The sequence below is a fragment of the Conservatibacter flavescens genome (assembly GCF_002795425.1).
In the GTDB taxonomy this organism is placed as follows: Bacteria; Pseudomonadota; Gammaproteobacteria; order Enterobacterales; family Pasteurellaceae; genus Conservatibacter; species Conservatibacter flavescens.
The window spans coordinates 264,131-283,589 of the sequence record NZ_PHHA01000002.1 but is presented as its reverse complement, the minus strand read 5'-3'; the positions used below and the strand labels follow the sequence as shown (position 1 = coordinate 283,589).

Here is a 19,459-nt window from a genome sequence, read left to right as displayed (position 1 = left end):
GACCTGTGACATAAACAGTAAGACTTATGCGGGAATAGCTCAGTTGGTAGAGCACGACCTTGCCAAGGTCGGGGTCGCGAGTTCGAGCCTCGTTTCCCGCTCCACTCAGCCCGAGTGGTGAAATCGGTAGACACAAGGGATTTAAAATCCCTCGACTTTCGAGTCGTGGCGGTTCAAGTCCGCCCTCGGGCACCATTTAAATATGTTGTATATTTAATAAAGCAGTCGCAATTAAGCGGCTTTTTTATCTCTCAAATTTGTCTCTTTTTGATGATGTAATGGACGAAATAGTTGCCAGTCATTCTTTTCTATGGTTATTAGCAACTCTTTTTATTTAATCCATTGTGATTATTTGATTTTCGCTTTAGTTCAATTCTTCCAATCTATTTGTGGTTTACCTCATAGTGTTTTTTTCTCAATGAAACAATACAGCCAAGTATAACGATTAAAGCCCCAAAACCTTGATAAATAGAAATCGTTTCCCCCAAAGTAAAATAACCAATCAAAGATGTGGATAAAGGGACAGTTAACTGAATAATATTAAAGACGATAACACCTTGTTTTTGCACAATATAAAATGCGAATAGCATTCCCGTTAACATGCCATACATTCCTGCAAGGATTAATCCTATTAATAATCCAGAGCTGACATCGTGAAGCTGATAAATAACGCCACTTTGGGTCGCTAAAAATAGGTAAAAAATCCCCGATAGAGTAGCAGTAGAAGCACTAATTACGATTGTATTTAATTTGTTTGAGATTTTTTTGACGAGAAGATTTTGAATAGATTGAATACTGATAGCAGTTCCGAGTAAAAGAGACCCCATGATAAAATCATTACTGCCGCTAGATTTATTGCCATAAATAACAAATATCAAAGAGCCCATTAAGGCTAATGCACTTCCTATGTAGAAGTGTGTTTGCTTGATCTTTTCCCTTTCATCTTTAAAAAAAATGGAAGCCATAAAAACAGCTAAAGGCATTGATATAATGCCAAAAATACTCCCTGCTAAAGCTGAAGTATATTTGAGGCCATTAATAAAAAAATACATATTGCAAGTCATTAAAATGGCTAACAAGATCAGATATAAAACAATAGTTGGTTCTCTTAGCAATTTCACTAACTCATTTCTGTATTTTAAAGCGCAGATAAAAATAAATAAAAAACCACCAGAGAGAAATCGAACCGCGTTATTATTTAAAGTTTCAAAATGAATACTCATATAACGCATAATTGGAAAGCCAAATCCCATTAAAACAACATAGGAAAATCTTATCAGTGAATCATTCATTATAAGAAAACCCATAGATATTAACTGGAGAATATAATGGAGGCGTGTCCCGGAGTCGAACCGAGCTACATGGATTTGCAATCCAGTGCATAACCGCTTTGCTAACACGCCGTTTGATGATTAGAATATAAATTCCGAAATGTGAACAATTAAAACAATAACATTTGGATTTTATTATAGTTTTAATCATGTTTTATTAGATTTATCGCTCTCTAAACGACGGTGGGAATAATACATAAAATAGGATTAAAGCACAAGGGCTTTTTATTAAAAAATCCTCTTTAAGTTTAGTTTAAGCTATCAAGTGAATTAAAATTAACCGTTCAGAGAAAAGGATAGGAGAGTATAGAGCTATAACGTAGTAATGTTTATATGCAATGGGACCAAATCATGTATAAAGTTTCCTTTGTTAGCAGAGAATAATTAAGATTATTTAATCCAACAAAGGAAACTTGAGCGGTCAATTAAAGCACTTTCACAATACTTTCACATAAATAGCGAATATTGTCTTCCGTAATTCCCGCTACATTAATACGACCTGAGCGCACGGCATAAATAGCGAATTCATCTTTTAGGCTATCAACTTGTTCAGGCGTTAACCCACTGAATGAAAACATACCATTTTGTTCAATGATGAAGTTAAAGTCTTGTTGTGCACCATATTCTTTTAATAATTCGACAAAACGGTGACGCATTTGTTTAATACGATCACGCATTTGTGCTAGCTCTTGCTCCCAATCGGCTTTTAGTTGTTTATCACCTAAGACTAAAGCAACAGTGGCTGCGCCATGTGATGCCGGGTTTGAATAGAGAGTGCGAACAATTGATTTCACTTGAGTTAAGGCTTTATTTGCAATATCAGCAGTACCTGCAACTAATGTAAATGCACCGACACGCTCATTGTACAAACCAAAGTTTTTAGAATATGAGCTAGAGACTAACAATTCTTTATGATTTGCAGCAAAGGTACGTAAACCAATAGCATCTTCATCTAAGCCATTAGCAAAACCTTGATAGGCAAAATCAAATAGTGGCAACCATCCTTTTTCGGCTGACATTTTCGCTAAAATTTGCCATTGTTCCGGAGTAGGATCAATCCCTGTTGGGTTGTGACAGCAACCGTGCAATAAAACGACATCACCTTGTTCTGCTAAACTTAAATCTTCTAATAGGTGTTCCCAGTCTAAGCGTTTATTTTCAGCATCATAATAACGATATTCACGAATATTAATTCCAACAGCTTTGAAAATAGCATTATGATTTGGCCAAGTTGGATTGCTGATCCAAACATTTTTAGCATTGGTTTGGCGTTTGATAAATTCTGCGGCAATACGTAATGCACCTGTACCACCTAAGCTTTGTACCGTTTTAGCGCGCTCTTGTTTGAGTATGTCCGAATCTGCTCCAAATAAAAGCTCTTTAGTACGGGCGTTAAACTCTGCGACACCATCAATTGCTAGATAGTTTTTGGTGGTTTCTAATTCAAATAGGCGACGCTCAGCTTCTTTTACCGCTCTCATAATTGGGGTATCGCCTTGATTATTTTTATAAACACCAATACCTAGATTAATTTTGTTTTGACGGGTTTCTGCTTTAAATGCTTCACCTAGCCCTAGAATCGGATCAGCTGGCGCAGCTTCAATATGTTCAAACATAGTTTTCCTCTTTTAGAATGTTGTGTTACGGGTTATTTATACTGCACAAAACTAGATTGTGCAAGTCTTGTGCAAAAATAAAACTGCGGTGGAATTATGTTAATTTTTTTATTGCCCAGTCTAAACCAGATTGGTAGTCTTCAGGCAATTGCTCGCGTAAGTGATTTAACTGTGTAATTAGCACCGCTTTGTCAATATGGGTTAAATTAATATGTCCTACCTTACGGCCTGGACGAATGGCTTTGCCATACCAATGTAATTGGGTAAAAGGCGTATTGAGCCAATTCGCATTATGCTCAGTGCCAATTAAATTTACCATGACACTTGGAGCAAAGGTATGTAAAGGTGGCGTTGGTAAATCCAATAAAGCACGCAAATGTAATTCAAATTGGCTAATGGCGCAGCCTAATTGTGTCCAGTGTCCACTGTTGTGTACGCGTGGCGCTAATTCATTAATCAGGAGCTTATCGCCTACGACGAAGCATTCCATAGCCATGACACCCACATAATTTAACTTATCCATAATTTTGGCTAGCATATTTTCTGCTTGTTGCTGAAATGGATTATCTGTTGGAAAAGCGACACTGTAACGAAGAATGCCATTTTGTTGTAAGTTGTGCGTCGTTGGATAAAAACGGGTATCGCCATTTCTAAATCGAGCGCCAACAATAGAAATTTCATAATCAAAAGGTATGAAAGCTTCAGCAATCGTTTCTCCGAATAGGTCTTCGGTGATAACTGACTGATTTTCTGCATCAACTATCCATTGTCCACGACCGTCATATCCTCCCATACGACGTTTGACAACGACTTTAGGGTTAATTTGGGAAAAAATATCGGAAAAATCTACCGCACTTTCAAGGAGTCGCCAAGGGGACGTGGGTAAGTTTAATTCATCTAGTAATGATTTTTGCGAAAGACGATCAGCCAAAATACCAAATACATTTTTATTCACAAACTTCTCATGTTTGCCTAGCATATTTGTTAATGGAGTGGATTCCCAGCGTTCAATTTCTGCGGTAATTAATGCATTTTCGGGGAGATCAAATAACGGTGCATCAAAAGCAAGGGGTTGAACCTCAATATCTAAGGGCGCACCAGCATAACGAAGCATTCGTCCTAACTGCCCATTGCCGAGTACATAAACTGTTGGGTAAAGAGTACTTTTTTGCATAATTATATTCTCGGATCAGGGTTGTCTAATACGATATCTGTTTGTGCTTGTCTAAAAGCACGCAAACGATTGGTTATTTCTGCATTAAAAGCCCCTAAAATTTGAGCAGCAAGTAAGCCGGCATTTGCCGCACCTGCAGGTCCAATGGCTAATGTACCTACGGGGATGCCTTTTGGCATCTGAACAATAGAATATAAACTATCTACGCCACTGAGCATTGAACTTTTTACCGGTACGCCTAATACAGGGATCAGTGTTTTGGCCGCAATCATACCGGGTAAGTGCGCGGCTCCGCCTGCGCCGGCTATAATCACTTTATAGCCCATGCTTTCTGCGCTTTCGGCAAATTGAAAGAGTTTATCTGGGGTACGATGTGCCGATACGATTTCGACATGATAAGGAAGTTGTAATTGATCAAGTACTTGTGTTGCTTCGCTCATGGTAGTCCAATCACTTTTTGAACCCATCACAATTGCAATTTGAGGTTTATTTGTTGACATAAAATGATGTTCCAAGCTAAATAATCTATAGATAAAGAGAGAATAGAATATCATGAAATAAAGAGAAAGTGCGGTGTGTTTTGAATAAATTTTTTAATTGTTGCAAGTTGATGGATAAACTCTTATCCTACTCATCGTTTGATAAATGTGAATATGCTCAAAATGGATAGAAACATGTTAGCCCAAGCAAAATACAGAAAAGACTATAAACATCCTGATTTTATTATCACCGATATTTTTCTTGATTTTCAATTAGATCCTCAAAGAACAATTGTCAATACTAAGAGTAAAGTAAAACGGCTTAATTCTGAGTCAGTGACATTGCGTTTAGATGGTCATAGTTTTCAATTTTCCTCGATTAAATTAAACCAAGCACCTTTTTCCAACTATCAACAAGATGCAGAAGGCTTACTATTAGATTTAAGCCATGTGGAGGCCGATGAGTTCGAATTAGAAATTGAAACTATTTTAGTGCCGGCAGAAAATAGTTCATTACAAGGATTATATCAGTCTGGAGAGGGGGTATGCACACAATGTGAAGCAGAGGGATTCCGACAAATTACTTATATGCTTGATCGTCCAGATGTGTTAGCGCGTTATACCACGCGAATTACAGCCGATAAAAGTCGCTATCCTTATTTACTTTCGAACGGTAACAAAGTGGCTTCAGGGGATTTAGATGAGGGCAAACACTGGGTAGAATGGCAAGATCCATTTCCTAAGCCAAGCTATTTATTTGCCTTAGTTGCGGGCGATTTTGATTTATTACAAGACCGTTTTATCACATGTAGTGGGCGGGAAGTCGCACTTGAATTATTTGTAGATAAAGGCAATTTAGATCGTGCTAATTGGGCAATGGAAAGCTTGAAAAAATCGATGAAATGGGACGAAGAGCGCTTTGGTCTAGAATATGATTTAGATATTTATATGATTGTCGCGGTAGATTTTTTCAACATGGGGGCAATGGAAAATAAAGGTTTAAATATCTTTAATTCAAAATTTGTATTGGCAAACCCTCAAACCGCTACTGACGAAGATTATATGGGCGTGGAAAGCGTTATTGCCCATGAATATTTCCATAATTGGACGGGGAATCGTATTACTTGTCGTGATTGGTTTCAACTTAGCTTAAAAGAGGGGTTAACGGTTTTCCGTGATCAGGAATTTTCTTCTGATACCGGTTCTCGTGCGGTAAATCGCATTCATAATGTGAAAATATTACGGACTTTGCAATTTGCTGAAGATGCGAGTCCGATGTCTCACCCTATACGTCCAGAAAAAGTCATTGAAATGAATAATTTCTATACGATGACAGTGTATGAAAAAGGTGCGGAAGTCATTCGCATGTTACATACCTTGTTAGGTGAAGAAAAGTTCCAGGCTGGAATGAAGTTATATGTTGCTGAAAATGATGGAAAAGCGGCGACTTGTGAAGATTTTGTTTCTGCAATGGAGCGCGCTTCTGGTATAGATTTAACTCAGTTTAGACGTTGGTATAGTCAATCGGGTACACCGGAGTTAACGGTGAGTGATAGTTATGACGAACGTCATCATATTTATCATTTGCATGTCTCACAAATGACCCCTCCAACAGCCGATCAAATGGAAAAAGTGAATTTGCATATTCCGTTAAAAATTGCATTATATGATGAGCAAGGACGAAAAATTTCACTTGTACATGATGGGCGTAGTGTGCATGATGTATTAGATGTCACTCAAAAAAGCCAAAGTTTTGAGTTTCATAATGTATATAAAAAGCCTGTACCGGCATTATTATGCGATTTTTCAGCGCCGGTTAAGCTAGATTATGAATATAGTATTGCACAACTTGTGACGTTGTTACAATTTGCTGAAAATGAATTTGTTCGCTGGGATGCTGCGCAGATGTTATTTGCGCGAGAGTTAAAAGAAAACCTAATTCGCTATCAACATCAGCAAGCACTAGAATTTTCTTCTGAAATTTTAACCGCACTTCAACAAGTTTTGAGTCATTATCAACACAATGTGGCGTTAACCACATTGATTTTAACCTTGCCAAAAGAAACAGAGTTTGCGGAATTGTTTAAAACCATTGATCCTGATGGTATTTCAGTTGTACGTGATTTTATGCTACGTACTATTGCGAGTGCTTTTAAAGAGTTATGGTTAAAAATTTATAACCAAATTGAACTTGATTGTTACAGGGTAACTCAAGAAGATATTGCACTACGTGGATTACGTAATTTATGTTTAAATTATCTTGCTTTTACGGAGTTCGGTAATAGCATGGTGAATAAGCATTATTTATATGCCGATAATATGACTGATACATTGGCTGCGTTAAATGCGGCAACCAAAGCGGATTTAACATGTGCAGAAAGTTTGTTGGCTGATTTTGAACAAAAATGGCAGCATGATGGGTTGGTCATGGATAAGTGGTTTGCCTTACAAGCGACACGTCCAGATGAACAGGTGTTGGCAAGAGTTATTCATTTAACCGAACATCCAAGTTTTAATTTTACTAATCCAAACCGTATACGGGCTTTAGTGGGAAGTTTTATTAATCATAATCTGCGATATTTTCATCATATTGATGGTTCTGGTTATCGTTTTTTAACGGATATTTTAATTCGTTTAAATGAAAGTAACCCACAAGTGGCAGCGCGTTTAATTGAACCGTTAATTCGTTTTGCTCGTTATGATGAGCAACGTCAAACCTTAATGAAACGGGCATTAGAGCGCTTAAATGAAGTGGAAAACTTATCGAAAGATTTGTTTGAAAAAATCGAAAAAGCACTGCAATAGCAAGCAGAGCACTATTTTTTATTCTTCTTTTTTGTTTGATGAAAGCTAAATGAGAAATCGTCATGTATCCATTAATTAAAAAAGCGCTTTTTGCCTTTGAAGCAGAAAAAGCCCATGAACTCAGTATTGCATTTTTAAAGTTAGCAGGAAATTCACCAATAAAATGTGTGATGCAAAAATGGTTAGCTTGTCCTCAAGGTGTTCCTAAAATGGTAATGGGGATTCCGTTTAAAAATCCTATTGGCTTAGCGGCAGGAGCGGATAAAAATGGCGAGGCAATTAATGGCTTTGCTGCAATGGGATTTGGTTTCATTGAAGTAGGGACAGTAACCCCCTTAGCGCAAGATGGTAACCCTCGCCCTCGTCAGTTTCGAGTATTAGAAGCAGAGGGGATTATTAATCGTAATGGATTTAATAATCATGGGGTAGATCAGTTAGTCGAGAATGTGAAAAAAGCACGCTTTGATGGCACTTTAGGCATTAACATCGGTAAGAATACTTTTACCTCTGTAGAAAACGGCAAGTCAGATTATATTTTTTGTCTAAACAAAGTATATAATTATGCAGATTATATTACGATTAATATTTCATCACCCAATTCACCAGGATTACGTCAACTACAGTATGGTGAAGCACTTGATGATTTATTAGCGGGGATAAAAGCAAGACAGCAAGAATTAGCAATACAATATAATAAATATGTTCCGCTTGCGGTTAAAATTGCACCTGATTTAACGGAAGCGGAATTAGTGCAAATTGCAGATACACTGCGCCGACATAAGATGGATGGGGTTATTGCGACGAATACGACAATATCCCGTGATAGCGTACAAGGGTTTATGCATGCTGAACAGCAAGGGGGATTAAGTGGGAAACCGTTGCAACATAAAAGCACCGAAATTATTGCGCGCTTATATCAGGAGTTGAAAGGTGAAATTCCTATTATTGGGAGTGGTGGAATTGATTCTGTTGAAAATGGACAGGAAAAAATAGCGGCAGGCGCTGAATTATTGCAATTATATTCAGGCCTTATTTATCATGGACCTGCATTGATTAAACAATTGGTGCAACAGATAAAATAGCGTGTAAGGAAGCGTACTTAAAAAAAAAGTGCGGTAACTTTTCATAGAAATTTAAACGGGTGTTTAGAGAATAGGGAATACGGAGCAATGCGATGTATTCCCTAAATTGATCTTGATGTTATTTATTTTCTCGTTTTGTAGCCGCTTTCATATTGCGAACAAATTCAGCTAAACTTTTTAAGCAATGCGTATGATTATCTAAGTTTTGTTCTATGATTTTTACGGTGGCAGAACCTGAAATAGCACCCGCAACCCCCACGTTCAACGCATCTTTAACTTGTTGAGGTTGAGCAATACCAAATCCTTGTAAAATCGGAGGTGCTTGATATTTTTTCAGGGTGTCGACTAATATATCTAAATTGGTTGCTTGATTTTGATTTTCTGCACTCGTCACACCCGCACGCGAAACCAAATAAGTATAGCCTTCACTATTTGTGGCCACGCCTTTGATGACCGCTTCGCTCGCATTAGGCGGGCAGATAAAGACGGGTTGTACTCCATGCGCTTTAGCACTCGCAATATATTTTTCACCCGCTAATAACGGGATATCAGCAACCAATACCGCATCAACACCGACTTGAGTACAACGTTGGTAGAAATTATCTAAACCTTGCGCATAAATTAAATTCGCGCAGAGTAGTAGGCTAATCGGAATGTCTGGATAGATTTCTCGCACTTTGGCTAACAACGCAAAACTTTCTTCCGTGCTACAACCCGCCTCTAATGCTCGATTATTAGCGGCTTGAATAACAGGACCGTCCAATAGGGGATCGGAAAAAGGGAATCCAAGCTCTAAAGCATCGGCCCCATTATCGACTAAGGCACAGATAATATCAAAAGAGCGCTCAAAATCAGGATCACATAACGTCACAAATGGAACAAAAGCCCCTTCATTTTTAGCCGCTAATTCAGCGAATTTTCTTTCAAAACGGCTCATTAGAATCCCCCTTTACTACGTAAAATATCATCTACAGTAAAAATATCTTTGTCACCACGTCCAGACAAATTCACAACGAGTAATTGTGTTTTATCTGGGTGTTGTTTGATTAACTTTAAGGCATAAGCGAGAGCATGAGAGCTTTCTAAAGCCGGAATAATGCCTTCATGTTTGGCGAGCGCTTGGAAAGCCTCTAGTGCTTCATCATCAGTAATCGACGGATATTCCGCACGCCCAATGCTTTGTAAATAAGCATGTTGAGGGCCAACAGAAGGAAAATCCAATCCGGCAGATATTGAATAGGACTCATGAACTTGTCCATCTTTATCTTGCATAAGTGGAGACAGCATACCTAAATAAATTCCCGGTTTGGCATGACCGAGTGGTGCGCCATGTTCACCAGTTTCAATTCCTTTACCCGCTGGTTCAACACCAATTAAGCGTACGCTGGATTCTTCAATAAAATCCGCAAACATACCGATAGCATTAGAGCCCCCTCCAACAGCGGCAATGACTGCATCAGGTAAGCGACTTTCTTTCTCTAAAATCTGGCGCTTTGTCTCTTCGCCAATCATTTTTTGAAACTCCCGCACGATGGTTGGAAAAGGGTGAGGGCCTGCGGCTGTACCAAGTAAATAATGAGTGGTGTCATAATTTGCTGACCAATCTCGCATGGCTTCACAACAAGCATCTTTTAAAGAACAAGACCCTTTTTCTACCGATTCGACTTCTGCGCCCATTAAACGCATACGAAACACATTAGGGGATTGTCGTTCGATATCTTTAGCGCCCATATAAATTTTACATGGCATATCTAACATTGCACAGGCTAAAGCCGTCGCTACACCATGTTGTCCCGCACCGGTTTCTGCAATGATACGGGTTTTCCCCATGCGTTTGGCTAAGAGTATTTGCCCCAATACTTGATTTGTTTTATGAGCACCACCGTGTAGCAAGTCTTCGCGTTTGAGATACAGTTTGGTTTTTGTGCCTTTAGTGAGATTACGACATAAAGTGAGCGCTGTCGGACGTCCGGCATAATTCTTCAGTAGCTCGTGAAATTCCTGCTGAAAAGTGGGATCATCTTTAGCTTCTACAAATGCTTTCTCAAGTTGTTGTAACACGGGGACCAGAATTTCAGGCACATACATGCCGCCAAATTCACCAAAATAAGGATTTAATAGAGTTTCTGTCATATAACGCCCTGTTATGATTTCTAAATTTAATACAATACTACTACACTAGTACAATAATGTATAGCGCTTTATGCTTTTTTATAAAATAATGGTGCAATATTGGATTGTTTGATGAGTCACTTAAAAAGTGCGGTAAAAAAATGATGATTTTTGACCGCACTTCTAAAGAGAAAATTACAAATAACGCACAATGTTTTCGGTATTAATGACCTTAGGGTCACGGGATATTTTTTCTTCTTCTGTCCCTATCATGACAAGGGCGACAATTTTATCATGCTGTTCACACCCAAATGCTTGACGTAAAGCAGAGCCATCAATCCATGGACCGGTTACCCAAACGTTAGCAAAACCTTGTGCATTTGCGGCTAATTGTAATGCATAAGTTGCACAACCTGCCGTTAACATTTGTTCCCATGCCGGAACTTTTTTGATGTCTTTATTGATTTTGGCAACCACTCCGATGATCATCGGAGCTCGAGTGGCGAAAGATTCTGCTTTTTTTAAACGTTCTTCGCCTAAATTTAATTCATTGACTGCCTCTTTAAGTAAATCAGCTAAGTAGGCAAGTCGGTCTTGTTCGATTACGACGAAATGATAAGGCTGTAATTTTCCATGATCAGGGGTATGTAAGGCAGCTTGAAACATTTTTTCTAGTTGATCTTTACTTGGCGCGGGCTCAAAGAGCTTTTTTTCTGAACGACGTGAAGTAAGTAAGTCGAGTGCTTGCATAATATTATCCTCTTCTTTGGCGTGAAAATTGCATAATGTATTTTGTTGTTTTGCAATGATGTTTCCCATGATAAATCTGTATATCATCATAACATTTATCCTAAATTTATGCTAAAGTGCGGTTATTTTTCAAGATCTTTTTGAATAAGAAGGTATAGCTTATGAAAACCTTAGTTTCCATTGTGAAATGTTTATGGCGCGGATTGAATTGTATCCGAGATGTTGTGATGAATATTGTTTTCTTGTTGTTTGTGCTTTTAGCCTTTACCGTTTTTGGATTAATGAGTGGGGTAAATCGTGACCAATCATTAATGTTAACCGGTGAACAGGGCGCATTATATCTGAACTTAGAAGGCTATTTAACGGATAATCGTGAAGAAATGGATTGGCGTACCGCATTAAAAGGTATAAATGGGTATCCGGTATCACGGCAATATTCGGTTTTCGATGTGGTCTATGTCATTGAACAAGCCGCAAAAGATGAGCGCATTCAAGGTTTAGTCATGGATTTAAATTATTTTGAGGGGGCTGATTTAGCAACGATACGCTATATTGGTAATGCCATTGCTTATTTTAAAACACAAAATAAACCCGTGATTGCTTATGCTGATTATTATGGTCAATCTCAATATTTGTTGGCAAGCTTTGCTGATGAAATTTACATGAACAAAGTGGGGCAGGTGGATATTCATGGATTTGCAGTCCAAAATTTATATTTCAAATCTTTATTAGAAAAATTAGATGTGACAGCACATGTCTTTCGAGTAGGTAGCTATAAATCTGCAGTAGAGCCGTTTTTACGCGATGATATGTCGCCAGAGGCTCGACAAAATACGGCACAATGGCTTGGCAAAATGTGGCAATCTTACCAAGAAACGATTGCACAAAATCGAAATATCCCATTACCACAAGTATTGCCTAATTCAACGCAATATTTAGCCGAATTAAAAACATTAAAAGGGGATCAGAATGCTTATACCATACAAAGAGGGTTGGTTAATCAAGCAGTGACGAAGTTAGAGTTTGAGCAAAAGCTGATGAATGTTTTTGGTGCAAACCAATCCGGCTCATTTAAATCTGTAGACTATGATACCTATCTTGCTGCCTTACCTGATCGTATGTTAGGAGAGGGAGAAAAAATTGCCGTAGTGAATGTGGAAGGCGCAATTATTGATGGCGAAAGTATGGACGGAAATGTGGGCGGTGATACTATTTCACGTTTACTACGCATAGCTCGTGATGATAATGCGGTTAAAGCGGTGATTTTGCGAGTGAATAGTCCTGGTGGTAGCGCGTTTGCTTCTGAGCTAATTCGTCAAGAGGTAGACAACTTACAAGCGGCAAATAAACCCGTTATCGTATCAATGGGGAATATGGCAGCTTCCGGTGGATATTGGATTGCGAGTACTGCAGATTATATTATTGCTGATTCAAACACACTGACGGGCTCTATTGGTATTTTTGGCATGTTTCCAACCTTTGAAAATACGATCAAAAAAGCAGGGGTTTATAGTGATGAAGTCGCAACCTCGCCATTAAGTCAAGGGAGTAGTATTACCGCGCTATCGAATGAAGTATCAGAAACCATCCAACTATCTATCGAGCATGGTTATACACAATTTTTATCAATTGTTAGTCAGGGGCGAGGCCTAACTATAGCTGAAGTAGATAGTGTAGCACAAGGCCGAGTGTGGCTAGGTGAAGAGGCTTATCAACATAAATTAGTTGATGAAATTGGTGATTTTTCTACTGCAGTAAGAAAAGCAAAAGAATTATCCGGCCATGAGGAGTTATCCTTAGAGTGGGTTGTGGATTCAAAAGGCAGCTTATGGCAATCTTTACTCAATGATTTTAATCAAGGCACGAAAACAACCATACAACATGCTATTGCAGAGTTTATAGGTATCCCATCGCAAACCTATCAGCAAATTAAGCAACAAGCTGGCATTTTAACACAGTATAATGATCCTAAAGGGCAGTATTTATATTGTTTGACATGCAGTATTGTAAAATAGGATTGCACTTTTTATTTTAAAGTGTATTATATTTGTTACATGTAATGTACACAAAATAATACACTTGATATTTTAGGAAATATTATGAATAAAGACAGCCTTCATAACGTCCATATTGTCGACGAAAAAGTATTAATTACCCCTCAGGCATTAAAAGAAAAATTGCCACTTTCGACCGCACTTCGCACGCAAATTGAGCAGTCAAGAAAAGATATTGCGGATATTATTCATAAACAAAATGATAAACTGCTGGTTGTTATTGGTCCTTGTTCTATTCATGATCCACATGCTGCGCTAGAGTATGCACAAAAGTTGAAAAAACTTTCTGATGAACTGTCAGATAATCTTTACATTGTTATGCGCGTATATTTTGAAAAACCTCGTACAACGGTTGGTTGGAAAGGATTGATTAATGATCCGAAAATTGATGGTTCTTTTGATGTGGAGCATGGTTTGCATATTGCCAGAGCCTTGTTAATTGAGCTAGCAGAACTTGGATTACCTCTTGCTACAGAAGCCCTTGACCCGATTACTCCTCAATATATGGCGGATTTATTTAGCTGGTCAGCTATTGGGGCGAGAACGACAGAATCTCAGACCCACAGAGAATTAGCTTCAGGCTTATCAATGGCTGTAGGTTTTAAAAATGGAACAGATGGTAGCTTGGCGACGGCAATTAATGCGATGAAAGCGGCTTCAATGGGACACAGTTTTATCGGCATTAATCAGCAAGGGCAAGTTAATTTATTACATACGGAAGGTAATCCCGATGGCCATGTGATTTTACGTGGGGGGAAAGTACCAAATTATCAAGCAGAGTTTGTGGCACAATGTGAAATTGAGCTGGAAAATGCAGGATTAGAAACGGCAATTATGATCGATTGCAGCCATGGCAACTCAAATAAAGATTATCGTCGTCAACCAGCGGTTGCTGAAGATGCGGTGCAGCAAATTGTGAATGGAAATCGTTCGATTATTGGTTTAATGTTAGAAAGCCATTTATTTGCAGGCAATCAAAGCGCCGAGCAACCCGTTTCACAAATGAAATACGGTGTTTCAATCACAGATGCTTGTATTGATTGGGAAACAACCGAACAATTATTACGTCAAATTTCTACCGCACTTGCGAAAAAATCAGGGAAATAAAGGTTAAAAATGGATGCACTGAAGGAACTTCGAACAGAGATAGATCATACTGATCAAGCATTGTTGCAGTTACTCGCCAAACGTCTAGCATTAGTCGCCAAAGTGGGAGAGGTGAAGCATCAACATGGCTTACCCATTTATGTGCCTGAACGTGAAGCGGATATGCTTGCTGCTCGACGTAAGGAAGCGGAGAAAATGGGCGTACCCGCAGATTTAATCGAAGATGTGTTACGTCGCATAATGCGAGAATCCTATACAAGTGAAAATCGTTTTGGCTTTAAAACAGTCAACCCAGCTATCCAAAAAATAGTAATTGTAGGCGGGCGTGGTAAATTAGGGGGACTATTTGCCCATTATTTGTCTGCCTCAGGCTATTCAGTGGAAGTATTGGGCCGGGAGGATTGGGAACAGGCAGATAAGATCATGGCGAATGCTGATGTAGTGATGGTATCTGTTCCTATTGCCAATACCCTAGAAACCATTGAGCGCTTACAGCCTTATTTGTCCGAAAATATGTTATTGACGGATTTAACCTCCGTGAAACGTGCGCCATTAGAAAAAATGTTGGCAGTACACAAAGGGGCTGTAGTAGGGCTACATCCAATGTTTGGCCCTGATATTCCCAGCATGGCAAAACAGGTCGTCGCGCGTTGTGATGGGCGTTTTGCTGATCGCTATCAGTGGTTACTGGATCAGATTGCGATTTGGGGGGCGATTATTTATCCTGTGGATGCAAGAGAGCATGATCACAGCATGACCTATATTCAAGCCTTACGCCATTTTGCCACTTTCGCTAACGGTTTGCATTTGTCGAAACAACCCGTGCAATTAGCGCAATTATTAGCCCTTTCTTCACCAATTTATCGATTAGAATTAGCGATGATTGGCCGTCTGTTCGCTCAAGATGCGGGGCTTTATGCGGATATCATTATGGACAAACCGGAAAATTTAGCCGTAATTAAATCATTAAAAGAAACCTATGCTGAAAGTTTGGCTTTTTTTGAAAATAATGATAAACAAGGCTTTATTGATGCATTTGAAAAAGTACACCACTGGTTTGGTGATTATTCGGAACTCTTTATGAAAGAAAGCCGTCAATTATTAAAACAAGCGAATGATTTAAGATGACACCCTATACTATTTTGCCAAAATCTCATTATTTACACACAGAACATCATGATAAATCTATCTTGAGGGTCGTTTCCATTAATGTAAATGGTTTAAGGGCGGCAGAGAAAAAAGGATTTATGCACTGGCTGGCTCAAAGTGAAGCCGATGTGGTTTGTTTACAAGAAACGCGTCTAACCCATGAGCAATGGGATGATAAATTTAAATTGGAAGGTTGGTTTGCTCATTTGTTTCCCGCAGAAAAAGCAGGCTATGCCGGCACATCAATTTATAGTCGTCTGCCTTTTGTATCCGTTAAAAATGGATTGGGTTTTGACCTTGCGGATACGCAAGGCCGATTTGTTGAAGCGGAATTTGATTTAGGCATCGGATACCCTATTTATATTGCCTCATTGTATTTACCTTCCGGATCGTCAGGTGAAGAGGCTCAAGCTCGCAAAGATTTATTTTTAGCACAATATCAAACTATTTTGGCAACATGGCGCAAAGAAAATAAATCTGTTATTGTTTGTGGCGATTACAACATCGTACATAAGCGTATTGATATTAAAAATTGGTCAGGTAATCAAAAATCCTCTGGCTGTTTACCTCATGAACGAGCCTGGTTAGATAGCCTTTATGACGAACTCGGTTATGTGGACACCTTTCGTGAAGTTCGTCAGGAGTCAGATGTCTATTCGTGGTGGTCAAATCGTGGGCAAGCCCGCGCAAAAAATGTGGGTTGGCGTATTGATTATCAAGTTTGTTCTCCTGATTGGAAGGATCGGACTGTTAATGCTTGGGTATATAAAGCGCAATGGTTCAGTGATCATGCTCCGGTCGTCATTGATTATGTGATTAACCCTAAGCAAGGGGAATAATATTAGGGTTCGCGCATATCAGTTTAGAAATAGCCTGTTATTAGGGCTATTTTTATTCTAAGATATCTTCAAATTTTGCATTTAATAACGTAGCCAAATCTTGTGGTGCAAGCTCAATATCTAATCCACGTTTACCGCCCGAGACAAAAATTGTGGGAAAATCGACCGCACTTTGATCGATAACTGTAGGTAAACGTTTTTTTTGGCCTAAAGGACTGATCCCGCCGAGCAAATACCCCGTCGTTTTTTGCGCAATATTTTTATCTGCCATATCAGCTTTTTTTACACCTAAAGCCTTTGCCGCCTTTTTTAAACTTAAATGATGAGAAACTGGCACAATCATGACCGCCAGTTTTTTCTGATCGCCATTTTCTGCAATGAGTAATGTTTTAAAGGTTTGATTTGGGTCGATACCTAATTTTTCGACAGCTTCTTCACCAAAGTTTGTATTATTTGGATCGTGTTCGTAAGGGTGGAGCATAAAATTAATTTTGTGTTTTTTTAGTAGATCGACAGCAGGTGTCATAGCCTCTTACTCCTTTTTCTCGTAAAATATGCGAATTATTTTACAATGGAGAATAAGATGAGTTCAAATATAAATATTGTGATTGCAGCAGAGTTTTCCCTTGCTGAGAAAATAGCGGATTTTTTGGCGCAAAGTGAATTGGATATCGCGCAATTGACGGTAGCAGAAATTTACCCATTTAATGAAGAACAAGGTTTACGCTTTAAAGGAAAAACTGTCATGCAACAAAGTATGGATGACATTGATTGGACTTGTGTAAACTATTTGTTATTTGCTGGAGAGGTTTCACATGCTTCACATCTAGCGAAAGTGACAGAACAAGGTGTGGTTGTTATTGATGTGAAAGGTGTTTGTTCTATTTTATCTGATGTACCAGTGGTGGTGCCTAGCGTAAATGAACAACAACTGATTAATTTGAGACAACGTCACATTGTGTCATTGCCAGACCCGCAAACCACGCAATTGGCGTTAGCATTGGCCGATCTGGCAGATGAAAATGTTCAGCAAGTTATCGTCACAAGCTTGTTACCGGCAGCTTATATAAGTAATGAAACCGTTGGTAAATTAGTTGGTCAGACTGCACAGTTATTAAACGGTATTCCCCTTGATGAAGATCAACAACGTTTAGCTTTTGATGTATTCCCTAGCCATAATGGAAATTTAACCTTACAGTTACAAAAAATCTTTCCACAGTTAAATAATGTGATTTTTCACCAAGTGCAAACACCGGTATTTTACGGTTTGGCTCAAATGGTCACCGTATTGTCTGATTATGAATTGACAGCCAATACGCTCATGGAAAACTGGAAAATGCATGATTTTATTGAATATCATGACACGCTTATTACACCGGTTACTAATGGTGAAGTGGAGAATTATGAAGAGACCGTTGCTTTACATATTAGTCAGTTAAGTGCGGTGGAAAATGGACTGAGTTTTTGGTCAGTGAGTGATGAACAACGTTTTGCACAAGCGTTTATCGCGGTAAAATTATTAGAAGCGATTTATCAACAAGGTTATTAAAAATTGATCGCATATCCCTTAGGTTTTTGTTAGAATCTGAGGGAAAAACACCCTTCTTAGATGTTTTTCATTTGTCTTTCTTTAACCTAATGGAAAAAACAATGGAAAATTCTTCATTTCTTAATAAATTCTTTAAACTGCAAGAAAAAAATACATCAGTGAAAACGGAAGTAATTGCGGGCATTACGACGTTTTTCACAATGGTCTATATTGTATTTGTCAATCCGTCAATTTTAGGCGTAACCGGTATGGATACCCAAGTTGTATTTGTGACCACCTGTTTAATCGCAGCATTTGGTACTATTGCGATGGGATTATTCAGTAATTTACCTATTGCTCTTGCGCCTGCGATGGGATTAAATGCCTTTTTTGCTTATGTGGTGGTATCCAAATTAGGCTATTCATGGCAAGTGGGTATGGGGACAATTTTTTGGGGCTCTATAGGACTATTCATCTTAACTTTACTCCAAATTCGCTATTGGTTAATGTCTTCTATTCCACTGGGATTACGTGTAGGAATTGGCGCTGGAATCGGCTTATTTATTGCCTTAATTGGTTTTAAAAATATGGGATTGGTTGTGGCAAATGCGGCAACATTAGTGACGGTTGGCGACTTACATTCTCCACAATTACTCATGGGCGTGTTAGGCTTCTTTATTATTGTTGCAATGGCGGCAAAAGGTTATCACTCCGGTGTTTTAGTGTCTATTGTAGTTGTGACAGCCCTTGCATTGCAATTTGACCCAGCTGTACAATTTAATGGTGTTATTTCTATGCCGCCGAGTCTTGGAGCGGTTGTTGGTGAAGTTGATGTGGCAGGCGCGTTGGATACTGCATTAATTGGGATTATTTTCTCTTTTATGTTAGTAAATTTATTTGACTCATCTGGTACGCTAATTGCAGTAACGGACAAGGCTGGTATCGTAGATGAAAAAGGGCGTTTCCCAAAAATGAAACAGGCATTATTGGTGGATAGTACGAGTGCGGTTGTCGGATCCTATATGGGAACATCAGCCATCAGTACTTATATTGAAAGTGGTTCAGGCGTGTCTGTAGGTGGTCGCACGGGATTAACAGCAGTAGTTGTTGGCGTTTTATTTCTTCTAACTATTTTCTTTTCACCACTTGCAGCAGTTGTGCCACCTTATGCAACGGCCGGTTCTCTAGTATTCGTGGGTATTTTAATGGCATCAAGTTTAATCAAAGTGGAATGGAACGATTTGACTGAAGCCACTCCCGCCTTTATCACGGCAGCTATGATGCCATTTACTTATTCCATCACAGAAGGTATTGCATTTGGTTTTATTTCTTATTGCGTGATGAAAGCTGCAACAGGACGTTTTAAAGAAATTAATGCGCCTGTTGCTGTCGTGTCTATCTTATTTTTAATTAAATTTATTTGGGTAGGTTAA

The 19,459-nt window shown here is 38.7% G+C and carries 16 protein-coding genes and 3 tRNA genes; 10 read left to right on the top strand and 9 right to left on the bottom strand.

Annotated features, from left to right (window positions below):
• Positions 1–28 precede the first annotated feature (28 nt).
• Positions 29–104 (top strand) — tRNA-Gly (locus CVP05_RS01350).
• Positions 105–108: 4 nt separating this feature from the next.
• Positions 109–195, top strand: a tRNA-Leu gene (locus tag CVP05_RS01345).
• 188 nt (positions 196–383) lie between these two features.
• Here the strand turns inward: CVP05_RS01345 and CVP05_RS01340 are convergent.
• From CVP05_RS01340 to purE, 5 genes are all read right to left on the bottom strand, one after another.
• Positions 384–1,292 (bottom strand): DMT family transporter, encoded by a 909-nt coding sequence (locus CVP05_RS01340; protein ID WP_243389185.1) that lies wholly within the window; start codon positions 1,290–1,292, stop codon positions 384–386.
• A 37-nt stretch (positions 1,293–1,329) separates the two neighbouring features.
• Positions 1,330–1,403, bottom strand: a tRNA-Cys gene (locus CVP05_RS01335).
• Positions 1,404–1,756: 353 nt separating this feature from the next.
• Positions 1,757–2,947: an amino acid aminotransferase gene (locus CVP05_RS01330; RefSeq protein WP_100287755.1), complete on the bottom strand. Its 1,191-nt coding sequence runs from the start codon at positions 2,945–2,947 to the stop codon at positions 1,757–1,759.
• 94 nt (positions 2,948–3,041) lie between these two features.
• Positions 3,042–4,121, bottom strand: a complete 1,080-nt coding sequence (gene purK, locus CVP05_RS01325) for a 5-(carboxyamino)imidazole ribonucleotide synthase (RefSeq protein WP_100287754.1) — start codon at positions 4,119–4,121, stop codon at positions 3,042–3,044.
• A 2-nt stretch (positions 4,122–4,123) separates the two neighbouring features.
• The gene (gene purE / locus CVP05_RS01320) at positions 4,124–4,621 is read right to left on the bottom strand and encodes a 5-(carboxyamino)imidazole ribonucleotide mutase (RefSeq protein WP_100287753.1); all 498 of its coding nucleotides are present in this window, start codon (positions 4,619–4,621) and stop codon (positions 4,124–4,126) included.
• Between the two features lie 174 nt (positions 4,622–4,795).
• On the opposite strand from purE, the gene pepN reads away from it, so the two are divergent.
• Positions 4,796–7,405, top strand: coding sequence for an aminopeptidase N (pepN, locus tag CVP05_RS01315; protein WP_100287752.1), 2,610 nt, complete (start codon positions 4,796–4,798; stop codon positions 7,403–7,405).
• 62 nt (positions 7,406–7,467) lie between these two features.
• Entirely contained in the window at positions 7,468–8,487 is a 1,020-nt protein-coding gene (gene pyrD, locus CVP05_RS01310) for a quinone-dependent dihydroorotate dehydrogenase (protein WP_100287751.1), read from the top strand.
• Positions 8,488–8,605: 118 nt separating this feature from the next.
• Here the strand turns inward: pyrD and trpA are convergent, their stop codons facing one another.
• The 3 genes from trpA to CVP05_RS01295 form a co-directional block, all read right to left on the bottom strand.
• Positions 8,606–9,424: a tryptophan synthase subunit alpha gene (gene trpA / locus CVP05_RS01305; RefSeq protein WP_100287750.1), complete on the bottom strand. Its 819-nt coding sequence runs from the start codon at positions 9,422–9,424 to the stop codon at positions 8,606–8,608.
• Complete coding sequence (trpB, locus tag CVP05_RS01300) at positions 9,424–10,620, bottom strand: tryptophan synthase subunit beta (RefSeq protein ID WP_100287749.1); 1,197 nt, start codon at positions 10,618–10,620, stop codon at positions 9,424–9,426. Before trpB ends, trpA begins: the two co-directional genes overlap by 1 nt.
• Before the next feature lie 174 nt (positions 10,621–10,794).
• Entirely contained in the window at positions 10,795–11,349 is a 555-nt protein-coding gene (locus CVP05_RS01295) for an NAD(P)H nitroreductase (RefSeq protein ID WP_100287893.1), read from the bottom strand.
• Between the two features lie 161 nt (positions 11,350–11,510).
• On the opposite strand from CVP05_RS01295, the gene sppA reads away from it, so the two are divergent.
• The 4 genes from sppA to CVP05_RS01275 all read left to right on the top strand — a co-directional run bounded on the left by sppA (position 11,511) and on the right by CVP05_RS01275 (position 16,498).
• Positions 11,511–13,364, top strand: a complete 1,854-nt coding sequence (sppA, locus tag CVP05_RS01290) for a signal peptide peptidase SppA (RefSeq protein WP_100287748.1) — start codon at positions 11,511–11,513, stop codon at positions 13,362–13,364.
• Positions 13,365–13,448: 84 nt separating this feature from the next.
• A complete protein-coding gene (locus tag CVP05_RS01285) occupies positions 13,449–14,510 on the top strand; it encodes a 3-deoxy-7-phosphoheptulonate synthase (RefSeq protein WP_100287747.1) in 1,062 nt (353 codons plus the stop codon).
• 9 nt (positions 14,511–14,519) lie between these two features.
• The gene (gene tyrA, locus CVP05_RS01280; RefSeq protein WP_100287746.1) at positions 14,520–15,638 is read left to right on the top strand and encodes a bifunctional chorismate mutase/prephenate dehydrogenase; all 1,119 of its coding nucleotides are present in this window, start codon (positions 14,520–14,522) and stop codon (positions 15,636–15,638) included.
• Positions 15,635–16,498 carry an exodeoxyribonuclease III gene (locus CVP05_RS01275; RefSeq protein ID WP_100287745.1) on the top strand — a complete coding sequence of 288 codons (864 nt, stop codon included), beginning with the start codon at positions 15,635–15,637 and terminating at the stop codon, positions 16,496–16,498. Before tyrA ends, CVP05_RS01275 begins: the two co-directional genes overlap by 4 nt.
• Before the next feature lie 52 nt (positions 16,499–16,550).
• Here CVP05_RS01275 and ybaK read toward each other — a convergent pair whose 3' ends face one another.
• Positions 16,551–17,024, bottom strand: coding sequence for a Cys-tRNA(Pro)/Cys-tRNA(Cys) deacylase YbaK (ybaK, locus tag CVP05_RS01270; RefSeq protein WP_100287744.1), 474 nt, complete (start codon positions 17,022–17,024; stop codon positions 16,551–16,553).
• 57 nt (positions 17,025–17,081) lie between these two features.
• Here ybaK and CVP05_RS01265 point away from each other — a divergent pair, with 57 nt between their 5' ends.
• Together CVP05_RS01265 and CVP05_RS01260 are read left to right on the top strand one after the other, a co-directional pair.
• Positions 17,082–18,047: an oxidoreductase gene (locus CVP05_RS01265; RefSeq protein ID WP_100287743.1), complete on the top strand. Its 966-nt coding sequence runs from the start codon at positions 17,082–17,084 to the stop codon at positions 18,045–18,047.
• Positions 18,048–18,148: 101 nt separating this feature from the next.
• Complete coding sequence (locus CVP05_RS01260; RefSeq protein ID WP_100287742.1) at positions 18,149–19,459, top strand: NCS2 family permease; 1,311 nt, start codon at positions 18,149–18,151, stop codon at positions 19,457–19,459.

Excerpts from the sequence above, each read along its gene's own strand:
- CVP05_RS01275 (WP_100287745.1), top strand. The coding sequence starts at position 15,635 with ATGACACCCTATACTATTTTGCCAAAATCTCATTATTTACACACAGAA.
- CVP05_RS01295 (WP_100287893.1), bottom strand. The coding sequence starts at position 11,349 with ATGCAAGCACTCGACTTACTTACTTCACGTCGTTCAGAAAAAAAGCTC.
- CVP05_RS01285 (WP_100287747.1), top strand. The coding sequence starts at position 13,449 with ATGAATAAAGACAGCCTTCATAACGTCCATATTGTCGACGAAAAAGTA.
- trpA (WP_100287750.1), bottom strand. The coding sequence starts at position 9,424 with ATGAGCCGTTTTGAAAGAAAATTCGCTGAATTAGCGGCTAAAAATGAA.
- ybaK (WP_100287744.1), bottom strand. The coding sequence starts at position 17,024 with ATGACACCTGCTGTCGATCTACTAAAAAAACACAAAATTAATTTTATG.
- pyrD (WP_100287751.1), top strand. The coding sequence starts at position 7,468 with ATGTATCCATTAATTAAAAAAGCGCTTTTTGCCTTTGAAGCAGAAAAA.
- purK (WP_100287754.1), bottom strand. The coding sequence starts at position 4,121 with ATGCAAAAAAGTACTCTTTACCCAACAGTTTATGTACTCGGCAATGGG.
- CVP05_RS01260 (WP_100287742.1), top strand. The coding sequence starts at position 18,149 with ATGGAAAATTCTTCATTTCTTAATAAATTCTTTAAACTGCAAGAAAAA.
- tyrA (WP_100287746.1), top strand. The coding sequence starts at position 14,520 with ATGGATGCACTGAAGGAACTTCGAACAGAGATAGATCATACTGATCAA.
- CVP05_RS01265 (WP_100287743.1), top strand. The coding sequence starts at position 17,082 with ATGAGTTCAAATATAAATATTGTGATTGCAGCAGAGTTTTCCCTTGCT.
- CVP05_RS01340 (WP_243389185.1), bottom strand. The coding sequence starts at position 1,292 with ATGAATGATTCACTGATAAGATTTTCCTATGTTGTTTTAATGGGATTT.
- CVP05_RS01330 (WP_100287755.1), bottom strand. The coding sequence starts at position 2,947 with ATGTTTGAACATATTGAAGCTGCGCCAGCTGATCCGATTCTAGGGCTA.
- trpB (WP_100287749.1), bottom strand. The coding sequence starts at position 10,620 with ATGACAGAAACTCTATTAAATCCTTATTTTGGTGAATTTGGCGGCATG.
- pepN (WP_100287752.1), top strand. The coding sequence starts at position 4,796 with ATGTTAGCCCAAGCAAAATACAGAAAAGACTATAAACATCCTGATTTT.
- sppA (WP_100287748.1), top strand. The coding sequence starts at position 11,511 with ATGAAAACCTTAGTTTCCATTGTGAAATGTTTATGGCGCGGATTGAAT.
- purE (WP_100287753.1), bottom strand. The coding sequence starts at position 4,621 with ATGTCAACAAATAAACCTCAAATTGCAATTGTGATGGGTTCAAAAAGT.